General features: G+C 70.3%; 26 protein-coding genes. 15 read left to right on the top strand and 11 right to left on the bottom strand.

Annotation, left to right across the window (positions count from 1 at the left end):
- Positions 1 to 146: 146 nt before the first annotated feature.
- The 3 genes from ACQEV1_RS36690 to ACQEV1_RS36680 form a co-directional block, all read right to left on the bottom strand.
- Entirely contained in the window at positions 147 to 422 is a 276-nt protein-coding gene (locus ACQEV1_RS36690; RefSeq protein WP_433400443.1) for a hypothetical protein, read from the bottom strand.
- Positions 423 to 743: 321 nt separating this feature from the next.
- Positions 744 to 2,213: an MDR family MFS transporter gene (locus ACQEV1_RS36685; protein ID WP_433400440.1), complete on the bottom strand. Its 1,470-nt coding sequence runs from the start codon at positions 2,211 to 2,213 to the stop codon at positions 744 to 746.
- Between the two features lie 77 nt (positions 2,214 to 2,290).
- A complete protein-coding gene (locus tag ACQEV1_RS36680; protein ID WP_433400437.1) occupies positions 2,291 to 2,704 on the bottom strand; it encodes a nuclear transport factor 2 family protein in 414 nt (137 codons plus the stop codon).
- A gap of 179 nt (positions 2,705 to 2,883) precedes the next feature.
- Here ACQEV1_RS36680 and ACQEV1_RS36675 point away from each other — a divergent pair, with 179 nt between their 5' ends.
- Positions 2,884 to 3,438 (top strand): TetR/AcrR family transcriptional regulator, encoded by a 555-nt coding sequence (locus ACQEV1_RS36675; protein ID WP_433400434.1) that lies wholly within the window; start codon positions 2,884 to 2,886, stop codon positions 3,436 to 3,438.
- Between the two features lie 596 nt (positions 3,439 to 4,034).
- Here the strand turns inward: ACQEV1_RS36675 and ACQEV1_RS36670 are convergent.
- Positions 4,035 to 4,319: a hypothetical protein gene (locus ACQEV1_RS36670; RefSeq protein ID WP_433400431.1), complete on the bottom strand. Its 285-nt coding sequence runs from the start codon at positions 4,317 to 4,319 to the stop codon at positions 4,035 to 4,037.
- A gap of 904 nt (positions 4,320 to 5,223) precedes the next feature.
- On the opposite strand from ACQEV1_RS36670, the gene lon reads away from it, so the two are divergent.
- A complete protein-coding gene (lon, locus tag ACQEV1_RS36665) occupies positions 5,224 to 7,611 on the top strand; it encodes an endopeptidase La (protein ID WP_433400429.1) in 2,388 nt (795 codons plus the stop codon).
- 142 nt (positions 7,612 to 7,753) lie between these two features.
- On the top strand, positions 7,754 to 8,281 hold the full coding sequence (locus ACQEV1_RS36660) for a hypothetical protein (RefSeq protein WP_433400426.1): 528 nt from the start codon (positions 7,754 to 7,756) through the stop codon (positions 8,279 to 8,281).
- 172 nt (positions 8,282 to 8,453) lie between these two features.
- On the opposite strand, the gene ACQEV1_RS36655 is transcribed toward ACQEV1_RS36660, so the two are convergent.
- Positions 8,454 to 8,945, bottom strand: a complete 492-nt coding sequence (locus tag ACQEV1_RS36655; protein ID WP_285576464.1) for a nitroreductase/quinone reductase family protein — start codon at positions 8,943 to 8,945, stop codon at positions 8,454 to 8,456.
- 10 nt (positions 8,946 to 8,955) lie between these two features.
- Positions 8,956 to 10,008, bottom strand: a complete 1,053-nt coding sequence (locus ACQEV1_RS36650; RefSeq protein WP_285632232.1) for an NAD-dependent epimerase/dehydratase family protein — start codon at positions 10,006 to 10,008, stop codon at positions 8,956 to 8,958.
- Between the two features lie 376 nt (positions 10,009 to 10,384).
- Here ACQEV1_RS36650 and ectA point away from each other — a divergent pair, with 376 nt between their 5' ends.
- The 8 genes from ectA to ehuA all read left to right on the top strand — a co-directional run bounded on the left by ectA (position 10,385) and on the right by ehuA (position 16,667).
- Positions 10,385 to 10,921: a diaminobutyrate acetyltransferase gene (ectA, locus tag ACQEV1_RS36645; protein WP_285576467.1), complete on the top strand. Its 537-nt coding sequence runs from the start codon at positions 10,385 to 10,387 to the stop codon at positions 10,919 to 10,921.
- 5 nt (positions 10,922 to 10,926) lie between these two features.
- Positions 10,927 to 12,183 (top strand): diaminobutyrate--2-oxoglutarate transaminase, encoded by a 1,257-nt coding sequence (ectB, locus tag ACQEV1_RS36640; protein WP_433406037.1) that lies wholly within the window; start codon positions 10,927 to 10,929, stop codon positions 12,181 to 12,183.
- Between the two features lie 53 nt (positions 12,184 to 12,236).
- Positions 12,237 to 12,629, top strand: coding sequence for an ectoine synthase (locus tag ACQEV1_RS36635; protein ID WP_285576470.1), 393 nt, complete (start codon positions 12,237 to 12,239; stop codon positions 12,627 to 12,629).
- A gap of 1 nt (position 12,630) precedes the next feature.
- Positions 12,631 to 13,539 (top strand): ectoine hydroxylase, encoded by a 909-nt coding sequence (gene thpD / locus ACQEV1_RS36630; protein WP_285632238.1) that lies wholly within the window; start codon positions 12,631 to 12,633, stop codon positions 13,537 to 13,539.
- Positions 13,540 to 13,616: 77 nt separating this feature from the next.
- Positions 13,617 to 14,504 carry an ectoine/hydroxyectoine ABC transporter substrate-binding protein EhuB gene (gene ehuB / locus ACQEV1_RS36625; RefSeq protein ID WP_285632241.1) on the top strand — a complete coding sequence of 296 codons (888 nt, stop codon included), beginning with the start codon at positions 13,617 to 13,619 and terminating at the stop codon, positions 14,502 to 14,504.
- A 6-nt stretch (positions 14,505 to 14,510) separates the two neighbouring features.
- Positions 14,511 to 15,212: an ectoine/hydroxyectoine ABC transporter permease subunit EhuC gene (ehuC, locus tag ACQEV1_RS36620; RefSeq protein ID WP_433400420.1), complete on the top strand. Its 702-nt coding sequence runs from the start codon at positions 14,511 to 14,513 to the stop codon at positions 15,210 to 15,212.
- Entirely contained in the window at positions 15,209 to 15,862 is a 654-nt protein-coding gene (gene ehuD / locus ACQEV1_RS36615) for an ectoine/hydroxyectoine ABC transporter permease subunit EhuD (RefSeq protein WP_285576477.1), read from the top strand. The genes ehuC and ehuD overlap by 4 nt, the downstream gene beginning before the upstream one ends.
- Positions 15,849 to 16,667, top strand: coding sequence for an ectoine/hydroxyectoine ABC transporter ATP-binding protein EhuA (ehuA, locus tag ACQEV1_RS36610; RefSeq protein ID WP_285632247.1), 819 nt, complete (start codon positions 15,849 to 15,851; stop codon positions 16,665 to 16,667). The genes ehuD and ehuA overlap by 14 nt, the downstream gene beginning before the upstream one ends.
- A gap of 57 nt (positions 16,668 to 16,724) precedes the next feature.
- Here ehuA and ACQEV1_RS36605 read toward each other — a convergent pair whose 3' ends face one another.
- From ACQEV1_RS36605 to ACQEV1_RS36590, 4 genes are all read right to left on the bottom strand, one after another.
- Positions 16,725 to 17,900: a geranylgeranyl reductase family protein gene (locus ACQEV1_RS36605; RefSeq protein ID WP_433400416.1), complete on the bottom strand. Its 1,176-nt coding sequence runs from the start codon at positions 17,898 to 17,900 to the stop codon at positions 16,725 to 16,727.
- Between the two features lie 41 nt (positions 17,901 to 17,941).
- Positions 17,942 to 18,703: a DUF6928 family protein gene (locus ACQEV1_RS36600; protein ID WP_285632254.1), complete on the bottom strand. Its 762-nt coding sequence runs from the start codon at positions 18,701 to 18,703 to the stop codon at positions 17,942 to 17,944.
- A gap of 75 nt (positions 18,704 to 18,778) precedes the next feature.
- Positions 18,779 to 19,132, bottom strand: coding sequence for a hypothetical protein (locus ACQEV1_RS36595; protein WP_285632256.1), 354 nt, complete (start codon positions 19,130 to 19,132; stop codon positions 18,779 to 18,781).
- 86 nt (positions 19,133 to 19,218) lie between these two features.
- Positions 19,219 to 20,355 carry an FAD-dependent oxidoreductase gene (locus tag ACQEV1_RS36590; protein ID WP_433400413.1) on the bottom strand — a complete coding sequence of 379 codons (1,137 nt, stop codon included), beginning with the start codon at positions 20,353 to 20,355 and terminating at the stop codon, positions 19,219 to 19,221.
- A 179-nt stretch (positions 20,356 to 20,534) separates the two neighbouring features.
- On the opposite strand from ACQEV1_RS36590, the gene ACQEV1_RS36585 reads away from it, so the two are divergent.
- Together ACQEV1_RS36585 and ACQEV1_RS36580 are read left to right on the top strand one after the other, a co-directional pair.
- Positions 20,535 to 21,152: a TetR/AcrR family transcriptional regulator gene (locus ACQEV1_RS36585; RefSeq protein ID WP_433400410.1), complete on the top strand. Its 618-nt coding sequence runs from the start codon at positions 20,535 to 20,537 to the stop codon at positions 21,150 to 21,152.
- Positions 21,153 to 21,259: 107 nt separating this feature from the next.
- On the top strand, positions 21,260 to 23,521 hold the full coding sequence (locus ACQEV1_RS36580) for an FUSC family protein (RefSeq protein ID WP_433400407.1): 2,262 nt from the start codon (positions 21,260 to 21,262) through the stop codon (positions 23,519 to 23,521).
- 4 nt (positions 23,522 to 23,525) lie between these two features.
- Here the strand turns inward: ACQEV1_RS36580 and ACQEV1_RS36575 are convergent, their stop codons facing one another.
- The gene (locus tag ACQEV1_RS36575; protein WP_285632264.1) at positions 23,526 to 24,263 is read right to left on the bottom strand and encodes a GntR family transcriptional regulator; all 738 of its coding nucleotides are present in this window, start codon (positions 24,261 to 24,263) and stop codon (positions 23,526 to 23,528) included.
- Positions 24,264 to 24,442: 179 nt separating this feature from the next.
- Here ACQEV1_RS36575 and ACQEV1_RS36570 point away from each other — a divergent pair, with 179 nt between their 5' ends.
- Both ACQEV1_RS36570 and ACQEV1_RS36565 read left to right on the top strand, forming a co-directional pair.
- Positions 24,443 to 25,441: a Gfo/Idh/MocA family protein gene (locus ACQEV1_RS36570; protein ID WP_285632267.1), complete on the top strand. Its 999-nt coding sequence runs from the start codon at positions 24,443 to 24,445 to the stop codon at positions 25,439 to 25,441.
- The gene (locus ACQEV1_RS36565; protein ID WP_433400403.1) at positions 25,438 to 26,289 is read left to right on the top strand and encodes a TIM barrel protein; all 852 of its coding nucleotides are present in this window, start codon (positions 25,438 to 25,440) and stop codon (positions 26,287 to 26,289) included. The genes ACQEV1_RS36570 and ACQEV1_RS36565 overlap by 4 nt, the downstream gene beginning before the upstream one ends.
- Positions 26,290 to 26,316: the final 27 nt, after the last annotated feature.

Here is a 26,316-nt window from a genome sequence, read left to right as displayed (position 1 = left end):
GGCAGGCCCTGCTCCATCGCGTCGACGCCCGCATTGGCCTCACCAAGGGTGGCTACGTCGTACTGGACAAGTGGCTGCGCGGGACTCACGAGATGCTCACGTCAGCGACATGCCGCTGACATCCGATCAGCAGAACCGCTACGAGGTCACGCAACAACGTCGGGTAGCAGATGATCGCGTTCCAGCCACGACTCGTACCCGACGTGCCGCTCCTCCGTCGCCGACCACCACCGGCCCGGGAAATGTCGCTGGCCCTTGTAGGAGGTGAAGCTCCGCGCCGGCGACGCGGACTCCAGCCGCAGCCCCCGCGCATCCGCCAGCGGAACCCGAGCGTGCGCCCCATCCTCCGTCAGGTACCCGACCTCGAAGCCATCACCAGGCGGAGCGCCCGTACCGCCACGCATCAGGCGTAGCTCGGTCATGGCGAATGAGTCTGGCCCAAGAAGACATCACCGGTAAACCGAACGTTGCAAGGTCTGCTGCAACCTAAGTCCGAACACTGCAGTGATCGCGCGGACGGGACACCCCCGGCTGTCCGTTTCGGTCGAAGGTTGCGAGTGCCGCATGGTCTGACCGTGGAATTGAAAGGTCAGTCCGAACGCCGGTCGCCGAAGTTGTTCAGACTCACCTTGCATTTTCGGTTGGTCTGGACTCGGTGATGGCAAGGTCAGGTGGACCCTGCTGCTAATCGTGACGATCTACTGGAGCCGTTCGTGGCCGCGACCACGGTCACCGATGAGGTGTCACGCCTCGGTCGGTCGGATGGTGGGGCGGGGAGGGATCAATACGGTGGGCACGAGTGCGATCGCGGCGATTCCGAACGTCCACCACAGGGTGTGGGCGAAGGCGTCGGTCAGTACGGAAAGTGCGTGCGGTGTGCGGTTTTTGGCGACGTCGGTGAGGGTGGTGCTGCGATGCAGACCGGCGCGGAGGTAGATCTGCAGGATCACGGCTAGCGCCGCCGTGCCGACCGAGGTGCCGACCCGGGCCAGGATATTGGCTGTCGTGGTCGCCGAGGGCATTTCGCTACGGTTCAGCCCTTGGAATGCGGCGGCCATCAAAGGAGGGGCGATCATTCCGTGCCCCAGCCCGATGGTGAACAGTGAGGCGGTGAGCACTGTTGTGCTGGTGTCGGCCTGTAGTTGGGTGAAGGGGACCGTACCGAGCATCATGATGAGCAGCCCGGCCAGCGTGACGCCTCGTGGCCCGCTGCGGTCGGTCATTCGCCCTGCCATCGGCATTGTGAGCATCGCGCCGAGGCCGAACGGGGCGAGCAGCAGTCCGGTCGCCGCCGGGCTGCGGCCCTGGACGGTCTGGAAGTAGATCGGCAGCACGACGAGCAGCCCGAACACGGCCGCGCTGTAGGTGAACAATGCGGCCACGCTGGTGGTGAAGGCGCGGTGGCGGAAGGTGGTGACGTCGACCAGCGGACGCGTGTTTCCGCCGGCCATGCGGATCGCGCGGATCGTGAACACCGCGAGCAAAAGCAGCCCGGTGGCAGTGCCTGCGAGCAGGCGCAGGTTGTTGTTGCCTGCCTGGGACAGGCCGTAGACGAGTGCGGCAAGTCCCGGTGACAGCAGGGCCAGCCCGGTGATGTCGATGCGATCGCCGGCTTTGCGGTCTGGATCGCGCGGCAGCAGCCGGACGGCGAGCAACAGCGCGATGGCGCCGACCGGGAGGTTGATGAGGAACAGCCACCGCCAGGACAGGGTGTCCAGAATCGCGCCGCCGAGGACGGGGCCCAGCACCGGAGCGAGCATCGCGGGCACGGAGATGACCGTCATCATCCGGCCCATCCGCTGCGGTCCGGCCGCTGTGGCAAGCATGGTCTGGCCGACCGGCATGAGGAGCCCGCCGCCGAAACCCTGAAGGACGCGGAAGATGATCAGGCTCAAGACCGACCAGGACGCCCCGCAAAGCGCGGACCCCCCGACGAACAGGACCAGCGCTGTGATCCACATGGTCTTGGCGCCGAAGCGCCGTATGGTCCACGCGGTCAGGGGGATGCTCATCGACAGGGCCAGCGTGTAGCCGGTGAGCGTCCATTGGATGGTCGATAGCGGGGTCTGAAAGTCGTGCGCGAGCTTGTTGATCGCGACGTTGACGATCGTGATGTCCAGGACCGTCATGATGGCGCCGACCACGACCGCCAGGGCGATCCGCGTCAAGTCCGGTTCGATGACGGTGGTGGCAGGTCCGGTTCGGCTGGTCATGGTCGGCTGATCCTTCGGTCGGCTCGCTCTTGGCTGGTACCGGCCGCCGGGTCGCGCCGCCCGGCGGCCGGGTGCGTTCAGGCCAGTAGTTCGGCGAACTGACCGGGGTTGAGATAGCTGCGGGACAGCAGGATCTTGCCGTCGCGGACCCGCAGGATGAGAAGTTGCGGGATGCGGAACCCGGCTCCAGTGGAGATGACGATGCCGACGACCTCGTACTCGGCGATGATCACTTCAGGGTCGGTGGTTTCCCATACCTGGACGTTCTCGAAGCCCTGGTACTTCACTGGAGATTGGCCGCCTTGGGCGTCCATCATCTGGCGGAGGGCTTCTCGCCCCTCGATGCGGGCCGGGGCGCCGGCCGGAGCGAACGGGATCTCGTGCACCGCGTTCTCCGCATAGAGGTCGACGGCGGCCGCCTCGTCGGTGACGGTGAGCTCGTGCATCCGCGCGAGGACCTCGCGGGGAGTGAGAGTGGTCGAAGATGACATGCGTGATCTCCTGATCGAAAGGTGCTTGGGATGAACGTCGCGTAGATCGCGTGCCGGGATATATTCGGGGTGGCGACCCCGGATCGGGAATATACGGGGTCCTTACCCCGGTTGTCTATCGGAGGGGCGTTATGGTCGCGGATGACATCTCTGGGCACGCTCGGGAACGAGCGAGGCCGATGCGGGCGGATGCCCGGCGCAACCGGGAGAGGCTTCTGGAGGTCGCGCGTGAGTGCTTCGCGACGGAGGGCGTGTCTGTACCGGTCGATGAGATCGCCCGCCGGGCCGGGCTGGGTGCGGGCACGATGCACCGGCACTTCCCGACCAAGGAGTCGCTGTTCGAGGCCATCGTGCTCAGCCATATCGCCCAGCTCGTGGACGAGGCGCGCAGTTTGGCGGAGGCCGGGGATCCTGGCGAGGCGTTCTTCGGCTTCTGCCTCGGCATGGTCGAACGCGGGATGAAGAACCGGGGGCTGGCCGAGATTCTGGCCGGAGCCGGCATCGACGCGAAGGCCAGGATCGCGGCCGAGACCGAGCAACTGGATCGAGCGCTGGAACGGCTGGTGGAACGAGCCCAAGGCAGCGGCCAGGTCCGCGCTGACATCGGCATCGCCGACGTGCGTGCCTTGCTGAACAGCATTCATACCGCCGCGGAACGAGAACAGGGTGACCGGCAGATGGCGCTGCGCATGATGACTGTCATCTGCGATGGCCTGCGCGTGAATCCGCGTTAGCGAGGAGCCTCGGCTTCGTCCGGGGCGGCTTTCGGCCGGATGTCCGCAGCTCGTCCCACTGATTCATCGGGTGCGGGTTCGGTCGCTTGGTCGGCGAGTCGGGCGCGTTGGCGGACGTAGGGGCCGGGTTGGGGGTAGTTGGGGTAGTTGGGGGTAGTAAGTCTCGATGACGGGGGCGTTGGTGTGGTGGTGGTAGAGCACGGCGCAGATCTTGAGGCGTGGATGATCGTGTCGAAGACCGGGATCGGTCCGTAGGCGCGTACCAGCCGCTGGTGCTTGCGTTGGGCGGCGAGGATCTCGGAGAGGTGGCGGGGGTTGTGGTCTTGCCCGACGTCGGGTGGGCCGAGCCGATAGCCGTGGCGTCGGCAGGTGTACTCGTGGTGGGCGAACAGCCGCATGACGCGGCCGCCTCGGTGTCGGGCGGTGCAGCGCGGGCAGGCGTGTTGCGGGGTGTCGTGCAGCAGCAGCCAGTCAATGCCGGGGTCCGGTTCAGGCATCGACGGGGACGAGGCCGAGGTGTTCCCGGCTGATCTTTCCGGGGCCGTCCTCGATGGCCGGGATCGCCGCTCCGCGGATGAGCTGGGACAGGTTGCCGATCATTCCTCCGCTGCGCGGTAGAGGTATTCGACCATTCCCGCCGGTGTCCCGGGCTTGTGGTGACGCAGCCGTAGCGTGCTCTCCAGGGTGGTGATCAGGGTGTGCCAGGTCTCGCGTTGTTCGGCGGTGCCGTAGGCGAATGCGTTGGTCGGGACGACAGTGAATCGTCCGGCGATCTGACGGCCACGAGGGCCAGAGAACAAGACTTGGGCTTCGACTTCGATGCCGGCGTAGACGAACGTGGCGGGCAGCCGTTCGGCGAAGTATTCAAGCTGGTCGGACACTTCGGCGCCCGTGCGGGTGGCCCTTGGCCTGGTCGCGCTCTGCGAGAGTGTGCGTCGTCGGGTCGTACTCCGCCCGCGGGACCGCTCCGGGCGCCGCATCCGGTTGCAGGCCGGTGGTGACCTCAACGACTTGCCGTTCCCATTCCCTGGCTGCCGCGAGAACCTCGGCTGGGAGACCGTCAAGCAGCCCGAACGGCTCCACCTTGGTGCAGCGGCACCGACAGGTCCACGACCAACTCCTGCCGCCAAAGCAGGTGGACAGCACCGGCAACACCGCGATCGGATCGCCCGCTGTTTCCGCACCGGCCATCAACCCGCGCGGTGAGCGGAACGCATCCCGCAAAGCCGCAGCGATCTCAGGCGGCAGATGACGTGGATGCCGGTAGGCCGCCAGCCACCGCACGTTCGCCGTCACGATCGGATCCGGGGAGGCCACCAGCCGGTACTCCCACCCCACCAGCGCACATGCCCTCCGGGTGGCCTGCATTCTTCCGTCGCCGACCACCACCGGCCGGGGAAGTCCCGCTGCCCCTTGTGGGAGGTGAAGCTCCGCGCCGGCAGAGCGGACTCCAGCCGCAGCCCCCCAAGCATCCGCCAGCGGAACCCGTACCTGCGCTCCGTCCGAGGTCAAATACCCGACCTCGTAGCCATCGACCGGAGGATCGACGCCGCCACCGGTCACCATGCGTAAGCCCGTCATGACCGAGGATCCTCCACGACTCGGTCGTCGCCTCGCAGGGTTAATCCGAACTTCGCAAGGTCCCTCGCAACCCAAGTCCGGAACTCGCAAGGTTCATCCGGACGGGGACACCCCCGGCGGCGCTCGCTCAGAGCGAACGACCTCCGGGAAATAGATCGCGGCTCTTCTTTCTTGAGTGTGAGTGACTCAAGCTTTGGAGGCCTGATGAGCAAGACCGTCACCCTGCCGGTGCTGCCGCTCGACGACGAGGTCGTGCTGCCCGCGATGGTCGTGCCGTTGTCTCTTACGGACGATGAGGTACGAGGGGCGATCGAGGCGGCGCGCACCACGGCGCTGCCGGATGACACGGATGACAAGCCGCAGGTGCTCATCGTGCCTCGGCTGAACGGGAAATATGCCGCCGTCGGCACGCTGGCGGCGATTGAGCAGATCGGGCGGCTGCCGGGTGGGGACCCGGGGGCCGTCGTACGCGGTGTGGCGCGGGTGCGGATCGGCACCGGCACCTCCGGCCCCGGCAAGGCGCTGTGGGTCGAGGGCACCGTCGTGGAGGACACCGGGCTCGGCGAGCGGGCCGAAGAGCTGGCCAGGGAGTACCGGGCCCTGGTCATCGGCGTGCTGGAGAAGCGCGGCGCCTGGCAGGTCATCGACATGATCCGCCAGATCGAGGATCCGTCGGTGATGGCCGACCGGTCCGGGTACGCGTCCTACCTCGACGCCGAGCAGAAGACGCAGATCCTCGAGACCGCCGACGTGCCCGAGCGGCTGGAGCTGGCGATCGGCTGGACGCGTGCGCACCTCGCCGAGCTGGACGTCGCCGAGACGATCCGCAAGGACGTCGAGGAGGGCGTGGAGAAGCAGCAGAAGGAGTTCCTGCTCCGCCAGCAGCTCGCCGCCATCCGCAAGGAGCTGGGCGAGCTCAGCGGCGACCCCTCCAGCGAGGAGGAGGACTACCGCGCTCGCGTGGAGGCCGCCGACCTGCCGGAGAAGGTGCGCGAGGCCGCGCTGAAGGAGGTCGACAAGCTCGAGCGGACCGCCGAGCAGTCGCCCGAGGTCGGCTGGATCCGCACCTGGCTCGACACGGTCCTCGACATCCCGTGGAACGAGCGGAGCGAGGACGCGTACGACATCGTCGGCGCCCGGGAGATCCTCGACGAGGACCACACCGGCCTCGACGACGTCAAGGACCGCATCGTCGAGTACCTCGCCGTGCGCAAGCGGCGTGAGGAACGCGGGCTCGGCGTGATCGGCGGACGGCGTTCCGGCGCCGTGCTGGCCCTCGTCGGGCCGCCCGGGGTCGGCAAGACGTCGCTCGGCGAGAGCGTGGCACGCGCGATGGGCCGCAAGTTCGTCCGCGTCGCGCTCGGCGGCGTACGCGACGAGGCGGAGATCCGCGGCCACCGCCGCACGTACGTCGGGGCGCTGCCCGGCCGGATCGTGCGCGCGATCCGCGAGGCGGGCTCGATGAACCCGGTCGTGCTGCTCGACGAGATCGACAAGGTCGGCGCGGACTACCGTGGCGACCCGACGGCCGCCCTGCTCGAGGTGCTGGACCCGGCGCAGAACCACACGTTCCGCGACCACTACCTCGAGGTGGAGCTCGACCTGTCCGACGTGGTCTTCCTGGCCACGGCCAACGCCCTGGAGACGATCCCGGGCCCGCTGCTGGACCGGATGGAGCTGGTCTCGCTCGACGGCTACACCGAGGACGAGAAGGTCACCATCGCCCGCGACCACCTGCTGCCGCGCCAGCTCGACAAGGCCGGCCTGACCGCGGAGGAGGTCACGATCGGCGAGGACGCGCTGCGGCTGCTGGCGGGGGAGTACACCCGTGAGGCGGGCGTACGGAGCCTGGAGCGGTCGATCGCGCGGGTGCTCCGCAAGGTCGCGGCGAACGTCGCTTTGGAGACCGCGACCCTGCCGGTGTCGGTGGGCGCGGACGACCTGCGCGACTACCTCGGGCGGCCCCGGTTCACCCCGGAGACCTCGCTCAAGGAGGAGGAGCGCCGTACGGCGGTGCCGGGCGTGGCCACCGGACTGGCGGTCACCGGCGCGGGCGGCGACGTGCTCTACATCGAGGCGTCGCTGGCCGACGAGGAGACCGGCGAGACCGGCGTGACGCTGACCGGCCAGCTCGGCGACGTCATGAAGGAGTCGGCCCGGATCGCGCTGTCGTACCTGCGCTCGCGCGGCGCGGAGATGGAGCTGCCGGTCGGCGACCTGAAGAACCGCGGCGTGCACATCCACGTGCCCGCCGGGGCGGTGCCCAAGGACGGGCCGAGTGCCGGCGTCACGATGACGACCGCGCTCGCGTCGCTGCTGTCCGGCCGGCTCGTACGCTCCGACGTGGCGATGACCGGCGAGGTCTCGCTGACCGGGCGCGTGCTGCCGATCGGCGGGGTCAAGCAGAAGCTGCTCGCCGCGCACCGGGCGGGGATCACCACGGTCCTCATCCCCAAGCGCAACGAGCCCGACCTGGACGACGTGCCGGCGGAGGTGCTGGAGCAGCTGACCGTCCACGTGGCCTCCGACGTCCGCGAGGTGCTCGACTGGGCGCTGGAGCCGGCGACGACCGGACAAACGGTCGCGGCCTGACATTTCGCCGAATGGCCTGATGGCTGCCGGAAGGGCGGTCCCGCGAAGGCGGGACCGCCTTTTCGTTTACGCCACGCTTAGGGGCTTCTGCGCGACAATCGGGTTCGCTAGGCCAACTGAATCGTGAACAGGGGAAAGTGAGATGGCGGAACAGGACGAGCGCGATCCCCGCGAGGGCGCCACACCGGCCGGGGAGTCGCCGGCCGCACGGCCCGAGCCTCCCGCGCCGCCGGCCGGCGGCGGGCAGACGCCGCCTCCGCCGGGTCCGGGCGCGCCGCCGCCCCACGGCGGGGCGCAGGCGGAGTTCCTCGAGTCCGGCCGCACGGCCCCGCCGTACGTGGAGGGCGCCGCGCCGCCGCGGGAGTCCCGCTGGCACCGGTGGTCCTCGAACGGGACGGCACGGGCCGGCGCGCTGACCCTCGTGGCCGGCCTGATCGGCGGGCTGGTCGGCGGCGGCATCGTGGCCGCGTTCAACGACGACCACGGCTCTGACCACACGGTCCGTCTCATTCAGCGGGACGGCCGTGACTTCGGCTTCGGCCGGCGCGGCTTCGTGCCGCCGAACGGCGGCTGGGGCCAGTACCGCCGCATGCCGCAGCCGAACCAGCCACAGCAGCCGGACCAGTCGGGAGCGCCGGTTCCGGTGCCTTCGCCGAAGGCGAGTGGCTGAGGCCGGTCAGGACGGGCTGAGGCGGAAGACGCGCGGTTCGCGCTGGTCGGCGCGTTCGAGGTGGGTGTCGTGGGTCGATCAGGTCCGTACGCGGCGGGGGCGGATTCGCGGCGTGCCGTAGTCGGGCGCGCCGGTTCCGGTGCCTTCGCCGAAGGCGAGTGGCTGAGGCCGGTCAGGACGGGCTGAGGCGGAAGACGCGCAGTTCGCGCTGGTCGGCGCGCGCGACGTAGGTGTCGTAGACCGACCAGATCCGCACCAGGCGGGGCCAGACCTCGGCGCGGTCGGCGCCCTCCAGCGCCTGTGCCGTGACCGGGATGCGGCGGCCCTGGTAGCGGACCTCGGCCTTCGGGTCGGCCAGGAGGTTCGCCGTCCATGCCGGGTGGTGGTCGCGGCCGAAGTTGCTGCCGACGACGACGAACGACCCGTCCTCCTCGGGCAGGCAGATCAGCGGCGTCTCCCGTGCCAGGCCGGTCTTGCGGCCGGTCGTCGTGAGCACGATGCTCGGCAGCACGATCGCCGGCAGCAGGACGCGCCCGCCGGACAGGCGGTGGAGCACCCGGTCGAGCGGCGGGACGACCTTCGGGCCGATCCGGGCGAACCACGGCGCGCTCGCCAGCCGCCGGGCGACCGGTGTGAGCACTCCCTGCAGGGCGCGAACGGGCATCACGAGCTCCTCATGGTCTGGGGCCTGTCTCAAAGCCCCGCTGTCCTACCGGTCCCAGGCGCCCGGCACGGGCCGGGCGCAGGTGTCCCGCGGCGGCGAGCCAGCGCAGGGTGTCGGCCACGCTCTCCTCCAACGGGCGGAGCGTCAGGCCGAGAGCGTCGAGGGCGACCGTGTCGTCCGAGGGGACGAGCGTCACCATCAGCTCGGCCGCGTCCCGCGTCAGCGGGTAGCGGAACCCGTGCACCTTCTTCGCGACGTCCAGCAGCGTACCGAGCGCGATCATGAGACCGCCGGGCAAGCGGATCCGGCGGCAGCGGACGCCGGTCAGCGCGTCGCACAGGTCGGCGAACTCCGGCCATCGCACGTAGTGCCCGCCCAGGATGAGCCGCCGGGCGCCACGGCCGGGCTCGACGCAGCGGGCCAGCGCCTCTCCCAGGTCGCGCACGTCCAGAAGCGACACTCCGCCGGGCGCCACCGGCCAGGCGATGCCCAGTCCGGCCGCCAGACCCGCCGGCATCGCGTCCAGGTGGGGCTGGGACGGCCCGAGCACCCCGCCCGGATAGACGATCGTGACCGGCGCGCCGTCGTCCTGCAGGCTCCGCGCGTACCGCTCGGCCTCCAGCTTGGACCGCCCGTACCCGGTGCGCGGCCGCGCCAGGGGAGCGTCGGAGGTGATCACCGGGCTCGCGGGCGGGACGAACACCGCGATCGTGGACGTGTGGATCACCGGGTCCAGGCCGCGGGCCACCGCGCCGCCGACGACGTTGCGCGTGCCGGTGACGTTGACCGTGACCAGGTCCGTACGACGGCCCGTGACGCCGAGGGCCGCCGCGGCGTGGATCACCGCGTCGCAGCCGTCGAGGGCGCGGCCGACGGCCTCCTGGTCGAGCATGTCGCCGGGGCACATCTCGGTGTCATCGGGGTCGACCCCGAGATCGGCGAGGGTGCGGCCCGTCCGGCCGGAGTCGCGGACGAGCAGCCGGGGGCGGTGACCGAAGGCGAGGAGCGACTTCACCGCGTGCGACCCGACGTAGCCCGAAGCACCGGTGACGAGTACCCGCATGACCTTCAACGTAGTCCTCGGTGATCATTCACCGTCATGGGCGTGAACCGAGACGCCTCACATCTGTTACCGGTTTGCAACAAAGGGTGTGATCTAGATCTCAAAAGTCAACGCCGCCTCTGCGGTGTCCTTGGCGTCACGTTTTGGGATGAGACGTGTCCGTATGTCGAGATGAGCAACGCCTCCGCCGGTCCGCTATGCTCGCGTTTGCCCAGGCCAGGCAGGGCATCCGCCTTCGTGATCATTTTCACGTGACCGCCGTCTCGAGCGGCCAAAAGCGGAAAACCTGCCGATCTACCCCCGAATTGCGGGGTTCAAACACGGTGATCAAAAACCGGTCCGGAGTGAGGTTTCGGGTTCGCTAAATTCGGAACCCATGTCGTCAGGACATCCGAGCGCACCGCATTCCCCGACCATCGCCGACACCGAGGTGTTCGAGCCTCCCAGAATCGAAGACGGCCGCCATTTGTGGCGCATCGCGCGTGATTCGAAGACCCTCGACCTCAATTCTCCCTACAGCTATGTGCTCTGGTGCCGTGACTTCGCGGCGACCTCCGTGGTCGCCCGGTCCGGCGGTGAGATCCGCGGCTTCGTGACCGGTTTCGACCGGCCCGAGGAGCCCGGGACCCTCTTCGTCTGGCAGGTCGCGGTGGAAAAGGACTGGCGCGGCCGCTCTCTCGCCGGCCGTATGCTCGGCCACCTCGCCGACCGGGGCCACCGGTACGTCGAGGCGACCGTGACCCCGGACAACGTCGCCTCATCCCGGCTCTTCACCGCCTTCGCCCGCGATCGCGGCGCCGAACTGCGCCGCACCCCGCTCCTCTCCGAGGAGCTGTTCCCCGGCGACCACGAGCCGGAGGAGCTCTACCGCATCGGCCCACTGGACGTACCAGCCATGTCAGGAGACAGGTGAGACGCATGGACGTGTTCGAGTCGCTCGAGTCCGAGGTCCGCAGCTACTGCCGGGGGTGGCCGGCGGTGTTCCAAAAAGCCTCCGGCAGCCGCCTGTACGACGAGGAGGGCAACGCCTTTCTCGACTTCTTCGCCGGCGCGGGAACGCTGAATTACGGCCACAATCACCCGCTGCTGAAGGAGAAACTCCTCGCTTATCTGGCCGACGACAACGTCGTGCACGGCCTCGACATGTACACGGTCGCGAAGCGGCGCTTCCTTGAAACGTTCCAGAACGTCGTGCTGGCACCGCGCGGGCTCGACTACCGCGTCCAGTTCCCCGGCCCGGCGGGCACGACCGCGGTCGAGGCGGCGCTGAAGCTCGCCCGCAAGTACACCGGCCGGGAGACGATCGTCAGCTTCACCAACGCCTTCCACGGCATGTCGCTCGGTGCGCTCGCGGTCACCGGCAACGGCATGAAGCGTGGCGGCGCCGGGATCCCGCTGGGCCACTCGGTGCCCATGCCGTTCGACAACTACCTCGACGGGCGGACGCCGGACTTCCTGCTGTTCGAGCGGCTGCTGGAGGACAGCGGCAGCGGCCTGGACGCTCCGGCCGCGGTCATCGTGGAGACCGTCCAGGGCGAGGGCGGGCTGAACGCCGCCACCCCCGAGTGGCTTCGCGGCCTGGCCGACGTGTGCCGGCGCCACGAGATGCTGCTCATCGTCGACGACGTCCAGATGGGCTGCGGGCGCACCGGGCCGTTCTTCAGCTTCGAGCAGGCCGGCATCGTGCCCGACATCGTCTGTCTGTCCAAGTCGCTGAGCGGCTACGGCCTGCCGTTCGCCGTGACGTTGCTCAGGCCGGAGCTCGACGTGTGGGAGCCCGGCGAGCACAACGGAACGTTCCGCGGGTTCAACCCGGCGTTCGTCACCGCCACGGCCGCGCTGGAGTTCTGGGACGGCGAGGGCGGCAAGGGGATGGAGAAGGAGACCCTCGCCAGGAGCGAGCAGGTCGAGCAGGCGCTCGGGAAGATCGCCGCGGCCCACCCCGAGGCGATCAGCGGGGTTCGCGGGCGTGGCCTCGCCCAGGGACTCGCCTTCACCGAGCCCGCGGCGGCGACGAGGGTGTGCGCCGAGGCGTTCGACCGCCGCCTGCTCATGGAGACCTCCGGGCCGGAGAGCGAGGTCGTCAAGCTGCTGCCGCCGCTCACCACTACCTCCGACGAGCTCGACGAGGGGCTCGACATCATCGCGTCCTCCGTGGACGCGGTGCTCGCCTGACCAGAAAGACCAAGCAGACCAAGGCAGACAAGGCACAAGGAAGGGAGAACCCATTGATCGTCCGCTCGCTGAAGGAGATCAGCGGTACCGAACGCGACGTGGAGGCACCCACCTGGCGGAGCCGTCGCTTCGTGCTGGCGAGCGAGAAGGTCGGCTTCTCTATGCACGAGACCGTGATGTACGCCGGCACCGAGACGCACATGTGGTACGCCAACCACATCGAGGGCGTCTACGTCATCGAGGGCGAGGGCGAGCTCGTCAACGAGGAGACCGGTGAGAAGCACCATCTCGAGCCCGGCACGCTCTATCTCCTCGACGGCCACGAGCACCACACCGTACGGCCCCAGACCGACCTGCGGACCGTCTGCGTCTTCAACCCACCATGCACGGGACGGGAGGTGCACGACGAGAACGGCGTCTACCCCCTGATCACCGAGGAGGCCTGAAATGATCGAGCACCCGAACCCCGGACCCAACGACCTCTACCCCACCCGCAAGGCCGGCGAGCCCGCACTGCTCTACCGCACCGACCCCGTGGCGTACGGCGGCCCCGGCGACGGTCCCATCGACGCCGAGACCCTCACCTCGTACGACGAGAAGGGTTTCCTGACGATCGAGGAGCTGCTCGCGCCCGAGGAGATCGAACGCTACCGCGCCGAGCTGCGCCGGCTGTCCGAGGACGAGGCCGTGCTGCGCGACGAGCGGACCGTCACCGAGCGCGGCTCCGACGAGATCCGGTCCATCTTCGAGGTGCACAAGGTCAGCGAGGTGTTCGCCGAGCTGGTGACCGACCCGCGCGTGGTCGGCCGGGCCCGCCAGATCCTGGGCTCCGACGTGTACGTGCACCAGAGCCGGGTCAACTACAAGCCGGGGTTCAAGGGCAAGGACTTCTACTGGCACTCGGACTTCGAGACGTGGCACGCCGAAGACGGAATGCCTCGTATGCGTGCTGTAAGCATTTCCATCGCGCTCACCGAGAATTTCGTCCACAATGGTGGCTTGATGATCATGCCGGGATCGCATCGGACGTTCGTCTCGTGTGTGGGCGAAACCCCGAACGATCACTACAAAGAGTCGCTGCGCGGTCAGGAGGTCGGCACTCCCGACCCCGACAGCCTGTCGATCCTGGCCAACAAGCACGGCATCGATCTGTTCACCGGGCCCGCGGGCTCGGCGACGATGTTCGACTGCAATTGCATGCACGGTTCGAACGGCAACATCACGCCGTTCCCGCGATCGAACGTCTTCATCGTCTTCAACAGCGTCGAGAACACCTGTGAGGAGCCCTTCGCCGCACCGTCCCGCCGACCCGAGTTCATCGCCGCCCGGGACTTCACCCCGGTAGGCGACAGATAATCCCCCGAGCCTTCGGCGGTGGCCACCCCGGTTTCCGGGGTGGCCACCGCCGGGCTCTCGGACCTTGGAGATCCCCCATGACCTCATCACGACGTGACTTCCTCCGCACCGCGGCCGTGCTGGCCGGAGCCGTGCCTCTCGCGGCGGCGTGCTCGACCACGGACCCCGGCAAGGAACGGTCCGGCGGTGGCACCCTGGAACGCGCCAAGCAGCAGGGCTACATCCAGGTGGGCTTCGCCAACGAGTCGCCGTACGGCTTCACGGACAAGAGCGGCAAGCTCACCGGTGAGGCGCCGGAACTGGCTCGGGTGGTCTTCAAGGAACTGGGCATCAAGGACGTACGAGGCGTTCAGGTCGACTTCGGCGGCCTCATCGGCGGTCTGCAGGCCCGCCGCTTCGACACCATCGCGGCCGGCATGTTCATCACGCCCGAGCGGTGCGCCCAGGTCGCCTTCGCCGACCCGGACTACGTCGCGACGACCGCGTTCCTGGTGCCCAAGGGAAACCCGAAGGGCATCAAGCGGTTCGAGGACGCCGCCAAGCAGAACATCAAGCTCGGCGTGCTCACCGGAGCGGTCGAGGAGGGGTACGCCACCAAGCTCGGCGTGAAGAAGGGCAACATCAAGACCTTCGCCGACCAGCCCAGCGCGTACGAGGGCCTCAAGGCCGGGCGCATCGACGCGATCGCGCTGACCCGCATCTCGCTCGCCGACACGCTGTCCAAGCACCCGGGAGCGCCGTACGAGCTCACCGAGGCGTTCGTGCCGCTGATCGACGGCAAGGAGCAGTTCGGCGCGGGCGGCTTCGCGTTCCGCAAGGCGGACACCGACCTGCTGAACGCCTTCAACGGCAAGCTCGCGGAGCTCAAGCAGAACAACCGGCTCCTGCCGATCATCCAGCCGTTCGGCTTCACCCAGGCCGAGTTGCCGGGCAGCCACACCGCCGCCGAGCTCTGCAAGGGCTGATCCGGGGTGTCTGACGTCCTCAGCAGCTACCCGCTGCTGCTCCGGGGCGCGTGGGTCACCATCCAGCTCACCGTGTACGGCAGCGCGCTCGCACTCGTGCTCGCCTTCGTCTTCGGTCTCATGGGCGGCGCGCGGTCGGCGTGGGTGCGGGCGGTCGGCCGGGTCTACGTGGAGTTCTTCCGCGGCACCGCGACGCTCGTGCTCATGTACTGGCTGTTCTACGCGCTGCCGCTGATCGGGTTCAGGTTCGCGCCGATGTTCGCGGCCGTCCTCGCGCTCGGCCTCAACGTCGGCGCGTACGGCGCCGAGGTCGTGCGCGGCGCCGTGAAGGCGGTGCCCAAGGCGCAGTTCGAGGCCACGATCGCGCTGAACATGCGGCCGTGGCAGCGCCTGCGGCGGGTCCTGCTGCCGCAGGCGGTCGCGCTGATGCTGCCGCCGTTCGGCAATCTGCTGATCGAGCTCATGAAGGGCAGCGCGGTCGTGTCGCTGATCTCCATCGCCGACCTGATGCTCCGGGCGCAGCAGCTGCGCCAGTCCACCGGCCAGACCACCGCGGTCTTCCTGGTGATCCTGGTGATCTACTTCGTGATCGCCCAGGTGCTCCAGCTGCTCGTGCGCTACCTGGAGCGCCGCGCCGACATCATGCTGGGGCGGCGGCCGGGACGCGCGGCGCGGTCGGCCCTCGACACTCTGGGGGCGGCCAAGTGATCTGGGACTGGCACTTCGCCGGGAAGATCCTCCCGGACCTGCTGCGCGGGCTGGTCGTCACGGTCGAGGCGACGCTGCTCGGCTACGCCGTCGCGCTGGTCCTCGGCCTGCTCTGGGCCGTGCTGCGCCGCTCGCCCAGCCGGGTCGTGAACCAGGTGGTCCGCTGGGTGGTGGAGTTCATCCGCAGCACGCCGCTGCTGGTGCAGCTGTTCTTCCTGTTCTTCGCGCTGCCCTCGATCGGCCTGACGTTCAGCGCGCTGGTCACCGGCGTGATCGGCCTCGGCGTGCACTACTCCTCCTACACCTCGGAGGTGTACCGGGCCGGCATCGCGGACGTGCCCGCCGGCCAGTGGGAGGCCACGACCGCCCTCAACCTGCCGCGCCGGCGGGTCTGGTTCGGCGTCGTCCTCCCGCAGGCGGTGCGCAAGGTCATCCCGACCCTGGGCAACTACCTCATCGCGATGTTCAAGGACTCGCCGCTGCTGCTGGCGATCACCGTGCCCGAGATGCTGCACAGCGCGTACGACGTGGGCGCCAAGTCGCTGCGCTTCCTGGAGCCGATGACGATCGTCGGTGTGCTGTTCGTCATCGTCAGCGTTCTGTCCTCTCTCCTCCTGCGACGCCTGGAGTTCCGCTATGGCAACAACTGACCCCGCCGCCGAGGCGCTGCCGCCGCGGGAGCACGCCGACGGCATCCGGTTCGATGGGGTCGTGAAGCGTTTCGGCGACAACGTGGTCCTGCGCGAGCTGGACTTCGCCGTCGCCCCCGGCGAGCGCGTCACCCTCATCGGCCCGAGCGGTTCGGGCAAGACGACGATCCTGCGGCTGCTGATGACGCTGGAGAAGGTGGACGACGGCGTCATCTGGGTGAACGGCCACCCGCTGTCGCACATGAAGCGCGGCGAGCGCCTCGTGCCCGCGGACGACAAGTACCTGCACAAGGTCCGCGGCGACATCGGGATGGTGTTCCAGCAGTTCAACCTGTTCCCGAACATGTCGGTGCTGCGCAACGTCACCGAGGCGCCCGTGCACGTCCTCAAGCTGTCCCGTGACGAGGCGAACGAGCGGGCCCGCGGGCTGCTGGACCTGGTCGGCCTGGCCGACAAGGCGGACGCCCATCCCGCCCAGCTGTCCGGCGGGCAGCAGCAGCGCGTCGCGATCGCCCGCGCCCTCGCGATGCAGCCGAAGATCCTGCTGCTGGACGAGGTCACCTCCGCGCTCGACCCCGAGCTCGTGGCGGGCGTGCTCGACGTGCTGCGCGACATCGCGAACGAGACCGACATCACGATGCTCTGCGTGACGCACGAGATGGGCTTCGCCCGTGACGTGTCCCATCGGGTGCTGATGTTCGACCAGGGGCAGATCGTCGAGGAGGGCTCGCCGGAGAAGATCTTCAGTGAGCCGGAGAACCAGCGTACGCAGGACTTCCTGCACGCGGTCCTCGACCAGCACTGAGCGGCGCGCTCTCGTCGAGAGGCCGCCGGGACGCCCACGGGCTCCCGGCGGCCTTCGTCATTCCGCGTCGCTCGCCCGGCCGCTCGCCAGGAGACGGAGCGCCAGCCGCGCCGACCGGTGGCGCACGATCCGGGCGAGCGTGGTCTCGCCCAGGGTGATCCGGCAGAACAGCCGCCATCCCCACGGAGTGCGGGTCAGCAGCCGGTGCATCGTCCGGGGGCGGCGTTCGAACGCCGTCAGGAACAGGGCGCCGGCCCGCATCTCGCGCGCCAGCGACGAGTCGACCTCCGCCGCGTACGCGCCCTGCGCGTCGGCCAGCTCTCCGCGCGCCGCCCGTGCCGCGGTCCGGCCGGCCATGGTCCCCGACCTGACCGCGAAGGAGATGCCTTCGCGGGTCCAGGGTTCGAGCAGGCCGGCGGCGTCGCCGCAGAGCAGCACCCGGCCCAGGCCCAGGGGCGAGCCGGGGGTCCGGCAGCGCGTCAGATGGCCGGACTCATGGAGGACCTTCTGGTCCCGCAGCCCCTGCTCGCGAAGGAACGCCTTGAGGTAGGCGCGCGTGCGGTCGGGCGTGCCCTTACGGGCGATCACTCCGACCGTGAGGCGCTCGCCCTTGGGGAAGACCCATGCGTACGACCCGGGGATCGGCCCCCAGTCGATGTGGATCCGCCCCTGCCACGCGTCGCCCACGCCCGCCGCGTCGAGCTCGACCTCCAGGCCGAGGTCGACCTGGCCGAGCTCCACGCCGACGTGCCGGGCCGTACGGCTGGCGCTGCCGTCCGCGCCGACGACGTAACGCGCGCGCACCGGTCCCTGGCTCGTGGCCAGCTCCACCACGCCGTCCGCCTCGGTGATCGAGGAGACCGTCACGCCGTGCCGTACCACGGCGCCCTCGGCGACGGCGCCGTTCAGGAGCGCGTGGTCGAACTCGGTGCGGTCGGTGAGCGACAGGATGCGCGTGGGCGACGTGCGGTGCCGGACGTCCTTCCCGCGTTCGCTGAACGTCGCGGAGACGATCTCCTGCCGCACCGGGACGTCGAGGCCGGCGGGCAGCGAGGCGAGCGTGACGCCGATGAGGCCGCCGCCGCAGGTCTTGTAGCGGGGGAACGACGAGCGGTCGAGGATCAGGGTGTTCGCGCCGGCCCTGGCCGCGGCGAGAGCCGCGCTGCTGCCGGCCGGCCCCGCGCCGACGATGACGACGTCGTACGGCTCTGATGTCTCGATGCCCCCAGCCACGCCGTCACCCTATCGATCACCCGCGCACCGCCCGTACGCGTTCAGCCGCCGTCCGCGCCGATCTCCTGCCACGCCCCGTCCGGCCCGAGGGTGAACCTGCGAGGCCGTCCCATCGCCCGTACCGCCTCCGCGTAGGCGGCCTCCCGCACGGCCTGCTCCGCACCCGACGGGTCGGCCACCCGGAACCCGTGCAGGTGGACCTCGTGCGGATCGATGTCGTCCGGTGCCGGAGCACCCTCCACCGTGAAGCCGAACAGCGCACGCAACGCCTCTTCCCCCAGGTCGAGCGGGTGGAACGGCAACGGGTACGGGCCTTCGTCCGGCCATCCGGGCATGGGCTCGACGGGATGCTCGCCCGCCCAGAACGGCAGCTCGAAGTCGTACGGGTCGCCGATGTTCTCCATGACGCCGCCGTCGGGGGACAGGCTCAGCGACCGGACCAGCTCGCCGTCCTCCCAGACCCCGAAGCCGAGCCAGTCCACCACCGAGTGCATCCCGTGCACGACGATCCGCCGGCCCGCGGCCGCGTCGTGCAGGTGCGCCGGCAGCTCGGACGGGCGGTCGAGCATGAACCTCCGGTCGCAGAACAGCTCCGCCCCGGCAAGGACCGTCGCGTACGTCATGTCGTCCGGCGGGTACACCCAGTCCAGCAGCGTCCCGTCCCCGTCGGGCGCGACCGCGTAACCCGGAAGGACCCGGCGCACCGGCGTCTCGACCTCGGAGCGCTCCGCCCGCGTCGCTCCGCGCAACGCCGGACGGAGGTCACCCTCGCTGAACGCCAGCAACGCCGTTTTCGCACCCATGCCGCTCCCTCTTCCGGTCTCGCTTCCAGCGAGGTCCGCACGCTATCCGTGGGTGCCGACAGACGGGCGCGGCGTTCAGACCCCGGTCAGGGAGATCAGGTTCCACGAGGTGCCCCCGTGGGCGACGGTGCAGGTGTACGGCGCCGGCGGACGCCCGGCGACGAGTGCCGTACCGGTGACGACGTGCCGGACCGATGACAGGTCGCGGACCTTTTCCCGGGAGAAGCGCACGTCCGCGCCGGCCTCGCGGCCCCGGACGAAGCGTTCGCAGACGAGTTTCGCCTCGCCGTCATGGTTCTGCCCGGACGCCAGGACCGTGACGAGGCCCGCCGCGACGAAGACGGCGACGAGGCAGGCGACCAGCCAGGGCCGCCGCTCGCCGGGGAGGCCGGGGGAGCGCTCCTCCGGATCGTCACCGGGTTCGGACACGAGATCACCGCCGTGAGGAATCGGGCCGGCCGGCGCCGGTCAGGTGCCGAGACTATTCCCCACAATGCGGTCACCGGTGCGCTGGATCAATCCGCGAACATCTGGGCGGCCATGTGCCGGGAGTTATCGACGGCTTCGAAGCCGCGGGGCAGCATGACCGCCTGGTAGGCGGCGACGGCTTCGGTGAGCGACTTCTCACCCCGTGCGGCGGAGAGGATCTCGCCGGCCAGGGTGGCGGCGTCGGCCAGTGCGGTGTTCGCGCCCGCGCCGGCCGTGGGCGGCATCGTGTGCACCGCGTCGCCGAGCAGGGTGACCGGGCACGGTTCCCAGTTCGGGATCCGCTCGCTGATCCGGAAGGTGATCGGGAAGAACGTGTCGACGTCGGCGTGAGCGTAGATCTCGCGGATCGTGGGGTGCCATCCTTCGACGGTGTCCACGGAGAGTTTCCACAGCTCCTCCGACGACATGCGGAACAGCGTGTCGTCCGTGACGCCGAGACGTTCGGGGGTCGCGATGAGGGTGACCATCAGGTAGTCCTGTCGATGGTCCGCGCGAGTGCGGAATCGAACGGTGCCGAAGCCGGCGCCGCAGGTGCTGCCGCCGGATACCCAGCACAGGCCGCGCTCGAACTCCTCGGGACTCAGGGGGCCGGTGAGGGGCATCCGGCCGTAGACGCAGCGCAGGCCGAAATCGTTCACCACGGCGTCGGGCAGCAGCCGGCGGCGGACGGCCGAGCCGACGCCGTCCGCGCCGACCAGGAGATCGCCCTCGTCGCCGCCACCCTCGGCGAACTCGACCCGGACCCGGCCTGAGCCGGTGACCTGGTAGGCGCGCACGGTGCGCCCGAAGTGGACGACGTCGTCGAGGCCGGTGAGCAGCCCCCGGCGGAAGGAATCGCGGTCGACCGCGGTGAGCTGTTCGGCGGGGATGTCGGGGAAGTGCTGCACGAACACCCGCTGCAGCCCGGTGGTGAAGGTGGCCACCAGATCGCCGTTGCGGCCGCTGGTGCCGCGCAGCGTGTCCAGCACCTCCGGTGAGACGCACTCGGCCAGGGCGGCATTGCCGTTCGGGTCGATGTGGATGCGGTAGCCCTGATCGCGAACCTGAGGGGTCGAGTCCTGCTCGTAGACGGCGACGTTCAGGCCGGCGTGGTGCAGCGCCTGCGCCAGGGCCAGACCGCCGACGCCGCCGCCGGCGATGAGGATTCGTGGGCTGTCGGGCATGTCGATCTCCTTACTGATTCCTGCTTGTCGTTGTGCGGGTCCAAGGTGCCCCCGGCCGCGCCCCTCTGTCAAGCGTTCGTTTGAGACTTTCAAATGAACGCTTGAAAGTGCCACGCGGATGTATGATCGCGCCTGTGTCCGCTTCGAAACCCCGTAGGTCGCCCGGGCCGCAGGAGCGGGTGCGCGATCCCCAGCGCACCCGCGAGCTGATCCTGGACGCGGCGATGGCCGAGTTCGGCGCGCACGGATACGCCGGCGCACGGATCAGCGCGATCGCCGCCCGCGCCGGGGTGAACGTGCAGCTGATCTCCTACTACTTCGACGGCAAAGAGGGCCTGTATCGCGCCATTTCGCAGCAGTGGCAGCGGCGCCAGGGCGACCTGGCGCCGGCGGGCACCCCGTTGCCCGAGCAACTACGCCGCTATGCGCTGGAGGCGTTGCGCAACCCGGCCGGGGTCCGGCTGCTGGCCTGGAACGGGCTCGAGTACGCCGGGTCCGAATCCCCCTCGCACACCGGCCTGTTCGCCGAGACCATCGACGAGCTGCGGAAGCTGCAGGAGTCCGGTCGCCTGCCGGCCGATCTCGACCCGCCCTGCCTGGTGATCATGCTGATGGCCATGACCATGGCGCCGACCACGCTGCCGCACATCATCGAGGGCACCTGCGGCGTCGACCCGCGCTCGCCCGAGTTCCTCGAACGATTCGCCGACCAGGTGGCCGCCCTGGCAGGCCATCTCGGGCTCGGATCCGCGCACGCCTCCGAGACCTCCGCGGCGGCACCGCCGGATGAGGACTGACGCCACGTCGTGACTTGATCGCGGTGGACCACGGCCGTTGAGGCGCCGGCGTCTCCGCCGAGCGGCCCTGGCTGGACAGCCACGGCCGATGAGGCCAACCTGGCGGAATGTCCGAAATGCTGAAAGGGGAGGTCACTCTCATCCGGCGGGTCCTGGCTGCGCGGTTGCCGGCATGGATGCCCGGTTGGTCGGCCGAGGCGGCGTTGCGCGCGCTGCGGACCGTTCTCGTGGTGCCGGGGTTGTTCGCGTTCTCCTCCGAGGTGATCGGCGATCCGCAGGTGGCGACCTTCGCGGCGTTCGGTGGGTTCGCCACGCTGGTCATGGCCGGGTTCGGAGGGACGCGGAGGGAGAAGCTGGCCGCCCACCTCGGGCTCGCCGTCGTCGGAAGCGCCCTTGTCGCGCTCGGCACCGTCGTCGGTTCCACCCCGGCGCTGGCCGTTCTGGTCACCCTGCCGGCGGCCTTCGTGGTGATGTTCGCGGGGGTGGCCGGCCCGGCCGCCGCCTCGGGCGTGACGGCGGCTCTGGTCGCGTACGTGCTGCCCGCGGCGATGCCCGGTACGGCCGAGATGATCCCCTCGCGGCTGGCCGGGTGGTGGATGGCCTCGGTCGCGGGCACGGCGGCGGTGCTGCTCCTGTCGCCCCGGCCGCCGGGACACCGGCTCCGCGCCTGCGCCGCGGCGTGCGGCGACGCGCTGGCCGACCAGCTCGACGCGGCGCTGCGGAACGAGCTGACCCCCGAGCACGCCGAGGCGTCGCTCGCGGCCGAGCACGCGCTGCGCGGCGAGTTCACCGCGACTCCGTACCGGCCCACCGGCCTGGGCACGACCGATCAGGCACTGGACAACCTGGTCGGGCTCCTGGAGTGGTGTACCGCCGTGGTGTGCGAGAGTCTCGCCGAGTATCGGGACCTCAGCACGGTCCCCGCCGTGGAGCGCGAGCTGCTGACGGCGACCGCGCGGACGCTGCGTGATCTGGCCGCCGTACTCTCGGACGAGCGGGTCACCCCGGACCTGCCGGCGCTGCGAGAGTGCCTGGAGGCCAGCGTCGCCCACCTGCGCGGGTTGGGCGTGGTCGAGGCCCGCTACCGCGACGCGGTCCACCTGTCCTTTCACGCACGGACGCTGGCCCTCGTGGTCCAGCAGGCCACCGAGGACGCGCTGATCGCGATGCGGCGGGCCGATCCCGACACGATCGCCGGACGGAGGCGGCGTTGGTACGGCCTGCCCGGCGACCCGCCCTCCGCCGGGCCGAGGGTCGTGGAGGAGCGCCGGCCGCGCGAGGAGGCGCCCCGTACCGCCGCGCTCGCCGGGGCCGCCACCGTGACGTTGCGGCATGTCAGCGTACGTTCGGCGTGGTTCCTCAACAGCGTGCGAGGGGCGGTCGCGCTGGCCGCGGCGATCGCCGTGGCCGACCTGACGGGCGTGCAGCACGGCTTCTGGGTGGTGCTGGGCACGCTGTCGGTGCTGCGGACGAGCGCCGCCTCGACCGGCGCCACGGCGATGCGCGCCCTGGCCGGTACGGTCGCCGGATTCGTCGTCGGCGCGCTGCTCCTGCTGACGCTCGGCACCGGCCCGGCCGCACTGTGGGTGGCGCTTCCGGTGGCGATGGCCGTGGGCGCGTACGCGCCGGGGACGGCGCCGTTCGCGGTCGGGCAGGCGGCCTTCACGGTCATGGTCTCGGTGCTCTACAACCTGGTGGCGCCCGCCGGGTGGCGGGTCGGCATGCTGCGCCTGGAGGACGTGGCCATCGGCTGCGCGGTCAGTCTGGTGGTCGGCGTGCTGCTGTGGCCGCGCGGGGCGAGCGCGGTGGTCGGTGACGCGCTCGCGGACGCGTTCCGGCGGGGCGGCGACTACCTGTGCCAGTCGGTCGCCTGGGCGCTCGGGGTGCGTCCGTCGCCGCCCGACGCGGCGCCGGCCGTCACGGCGGGACTCCGGCTCGACGACGCTCTGCGCGGCCTCCTGGCCGAGCAGGGCACGAAACACCTGTCCAAGGAGGAGCTGTGGCGGCTCGTCGGGGGCACGGTGCGACTGCGCCTGACGGGCCTCTCCATGGCCGGGCTGCCCAGCCCGGACGCCGAACCCGATCCGGCGAGCCGTGCGCTCAGCGCGCAGGCCACCCGGCTGACCGGCTGGTTCGACGAGGTCGCCGGGCATCTCGGCCCGCCCGCCGGTAGGCCGTTCGTCCCGCTGCGGCCGCCTTCCCCAGAGTCACTGCGCCTGGCCCGGTCCGCACTCGACGCGTCGGACCGGAACATCGCCTGCACGCTGTGGGTGGCGCAGCACCTGGAGCACGTCGTGCCGTACCTGGAGGATCTGACCGGCCCGGCCGATCAGATCGCACGGCTCCGGCGGGCGCCCTGGTGGCGCTGACGGGTCAGCGTTCGACGAGGGTGAGGGTGAAGGAGTAGCGGCTCGCGCGGTAGACGTGCGTGGCGAACTCGATGGCGCGGCCGTTGTCGTCGAAGGCCGTGCGGGTCATGGTGAGCAGGGGTACGCCGCGGCGTTCGTCCAGCAGGGTGGCCTCCGCCGTGGTCGCGGCGCGGGCGCCGATGGTCTGGTTGGCGATCCGCAGGTTGACCCCGGTCGCGCGCAGGATCTCGTACAGCCCGTTGCTCTCCAGCCGCTCGGCGGTCAGGTCGACGATGTCGACCGGCAGGTGGTTGGTCAGCAGGGCCAGCGGCTCGCTGTCGGTCAGCCGCAGCCGGCGCAGGCGGATGACGGGGGTGCCGGGCGGTACGCCGAGGTTCTTGGCGGCCTCGTCGCCGGCCGGCGCGGTGGCCAGTTCCAGCACCTTCGTCCGCGGGGAGCGCTGGGAGGCGACCAGGTCGTCGTACAGGCTGGTGAGCTCGATGGGGCGTTTGACCTGCGCCTGGACGACCTGGGTGCCGACGCCGCGCTTGCGTACCAGCAGGCCCTTGTCGACCAGGTGCTGGATCGCCTGACGGACGGTCGGCCGGGAGAGGCCACACCGGTCGGCAAGTTCGATCTCGTTCTCCAGGCGCGATCCGGGGGTGAGCGTCCCGGCCACGATCGCGGCTTCCAGCTGTTCCGCGAGCTGGAAGTAGAGCGGGACCGGGCTGTTCCGGTCGACGGTCAGTGCTGGTCGCTGCACCTCGGGATCCTCAGGGTCGGAATGTCGCGATCCTAGCGTCCCGACGCCCCCTACTTAGGTATTACCTCTTAATGTCATGACAAATCGTTGACATGGGCGGAGATCCGGCCGCAGACTCGGGAACACCGAGTTGACCCGCTCGTAACGCGGCTCGCACACGTTCTACCACGGAGGACCCTATGAGAATCGGGCTCGCCGGAGCCGGGCGCATCGGGGCCCGGCACGCCGAAACCCTGGGTGGCCTGCCAGAAGTCGAGTCGGTCCTGATCGCCGATGTCGACGCCGACCGGGCGAGGGCGCTCGCCCGCAAGCACGGGGCGCGGGCGGCGGACTCGGTCGGCGACCTGTTCTCCTCCGGCCTCGACGGGATCGTCGTGGCGGCCGCGACCGACGCCCACCCGGACCTCGTGACGCGCGCGGCGGAGGCGGGCATTCCGGCGTTCTGCGAGAAGCCCGTCGCGCCGGACATTGTTGGAACGCTCCAAGTCATGGCGGCCGTCCGGGAGTCCGGCTGCCAGGTCCAGATGGGGTTCCAGCGCCGCTTCGACGCGGGTCACGTCGCCGTGCGCGATGCCGTGGCGGCCGGGCGGCTCGGCTGGCTGCACACCGTACGGTCCTGCACCCTCGACCCGGCGCCGCCGCCTCCCGGCTACATCCCGGTCTCCGGCGGCATCTTCCGCGACTGCGCGGTCCACGACATCGACGGTGTCCGGTTCGTCACCGGCCGCGAGGTGGTCCAGGTCATAGCGGTCGGCGCGAACAAGGGCGAGGACTACTTCGCCGAGAGCGGCGACGTCGCCACCGGCGCGGCCCTGCTCACCCTTGACGACGGCACCATCGCGATCATCAGCGAGACCCGCTACAACGCGGCCGGCTACGACGTGCGGCTGGAGGCGCTGGGCGCCAAGGACAGCCTGGTCGCCGGCCTCACCGAGCACACGCCGCTCTCGACCGCGGACGGGGACCTCCTGCATGCCGGCGCGCCCTGCACCGGGTTCCTCGAACGGTTCGGCCCCGCGTACACGGCCGAGATGCGGGCGTTCCTGCGGGTCGTCGCCGGTGAGGCCGAGAGCCCCTGCCCGCCGGAGGACGCGCTGGCGGCGTTCTACGTCGCCGAGGCGTGCGAACGGTCCCGGCGGGAGGCGCGTGCCGTGACGATCGAGGAGGTCCAGGAATGAGGATCGCCGGCGCGCCCATCTCCTGGGGCGTGTGCGAGGTGCCGGGCTGGGGGTACCAGATGGCCCCCGGCCGCGTGCTGGCCGAGATGCGGGACACCGGGCTCGCCGCGACGGAGTTCGGCCCGGACGGGTTCCTGCCGGCCGATCCGGCCGAGCGGTCCGCGCTGCTGGCGGAGTACGGGCTCGGCGCGGTCGGCGGGTTCGTGCCGGTCGTGCTCCATGACCCCGGGCACGACCCGCTGCCGGACGTCGAACGCGCGCTCGCCGGCTTCGGCGACGCCCGTACGCTCGTGCTGGCCGCCGCGACCGGCCTGGACGGCTACGACCAGCGGCCCGCCCTGACCGACGACGGCTGGCGGACCCTCCTGGCCAACCTGGACCGCGTCGCCGACCTCGCCGCGGCCCGCGGCCTGCTGGCCACGCTGCATCCGCACGTCGGCACGGTCGTGGAGGGCCCCGCCGAGGTCGACCGCGTCCTGGCCGGCTCGCGGATCGGGCTCTGCCTCGACACCGGCCACCTGCTCATCGGCGGCACCGATCCGCTCGCATTGGCCCGCGCGGCGTCCGGCCGGATCGCCCACGTGCACCTGAAGGACGTGGACGCCTCGCTGGCCGCGCGGGTGCGCGCCGGGGAGCTCGCCTACACCGAGGCCGTACGGCAGGGGGTCTACCGGCCCCTCGGCAAGGGCGACGTCGACATCCCCGGAATCGTCGACGCCCTCGCCGCGGCGGGCTATACCGGTTGGTATGTCATGGAGCAGGACACGATCCTGACCGCCGAGCCGCCCCCCGGCACCGGCCCGATCGACGACGTACGGACGAGCGTGGCGTTCATGGAGACCGCATGACCGACCGGAACGAGGGAATCGACGAGC

Source organism: Actinoallomurus sp. CA-142502 (assembly GCF_050936355.1).
GTDB classification, from domain to species: domain Bacteria; phylum Actinomycetota; class Actinomycetes; order Streptosporangiales; family Streptosporangiaceae; genus Actinoallomurus; species Actinoallomurus iriomotensis.
Note: the sequence above shows the minus strand (reverse complement) of the source record. Positions and strands in the feature narration are given on the sequence as shown.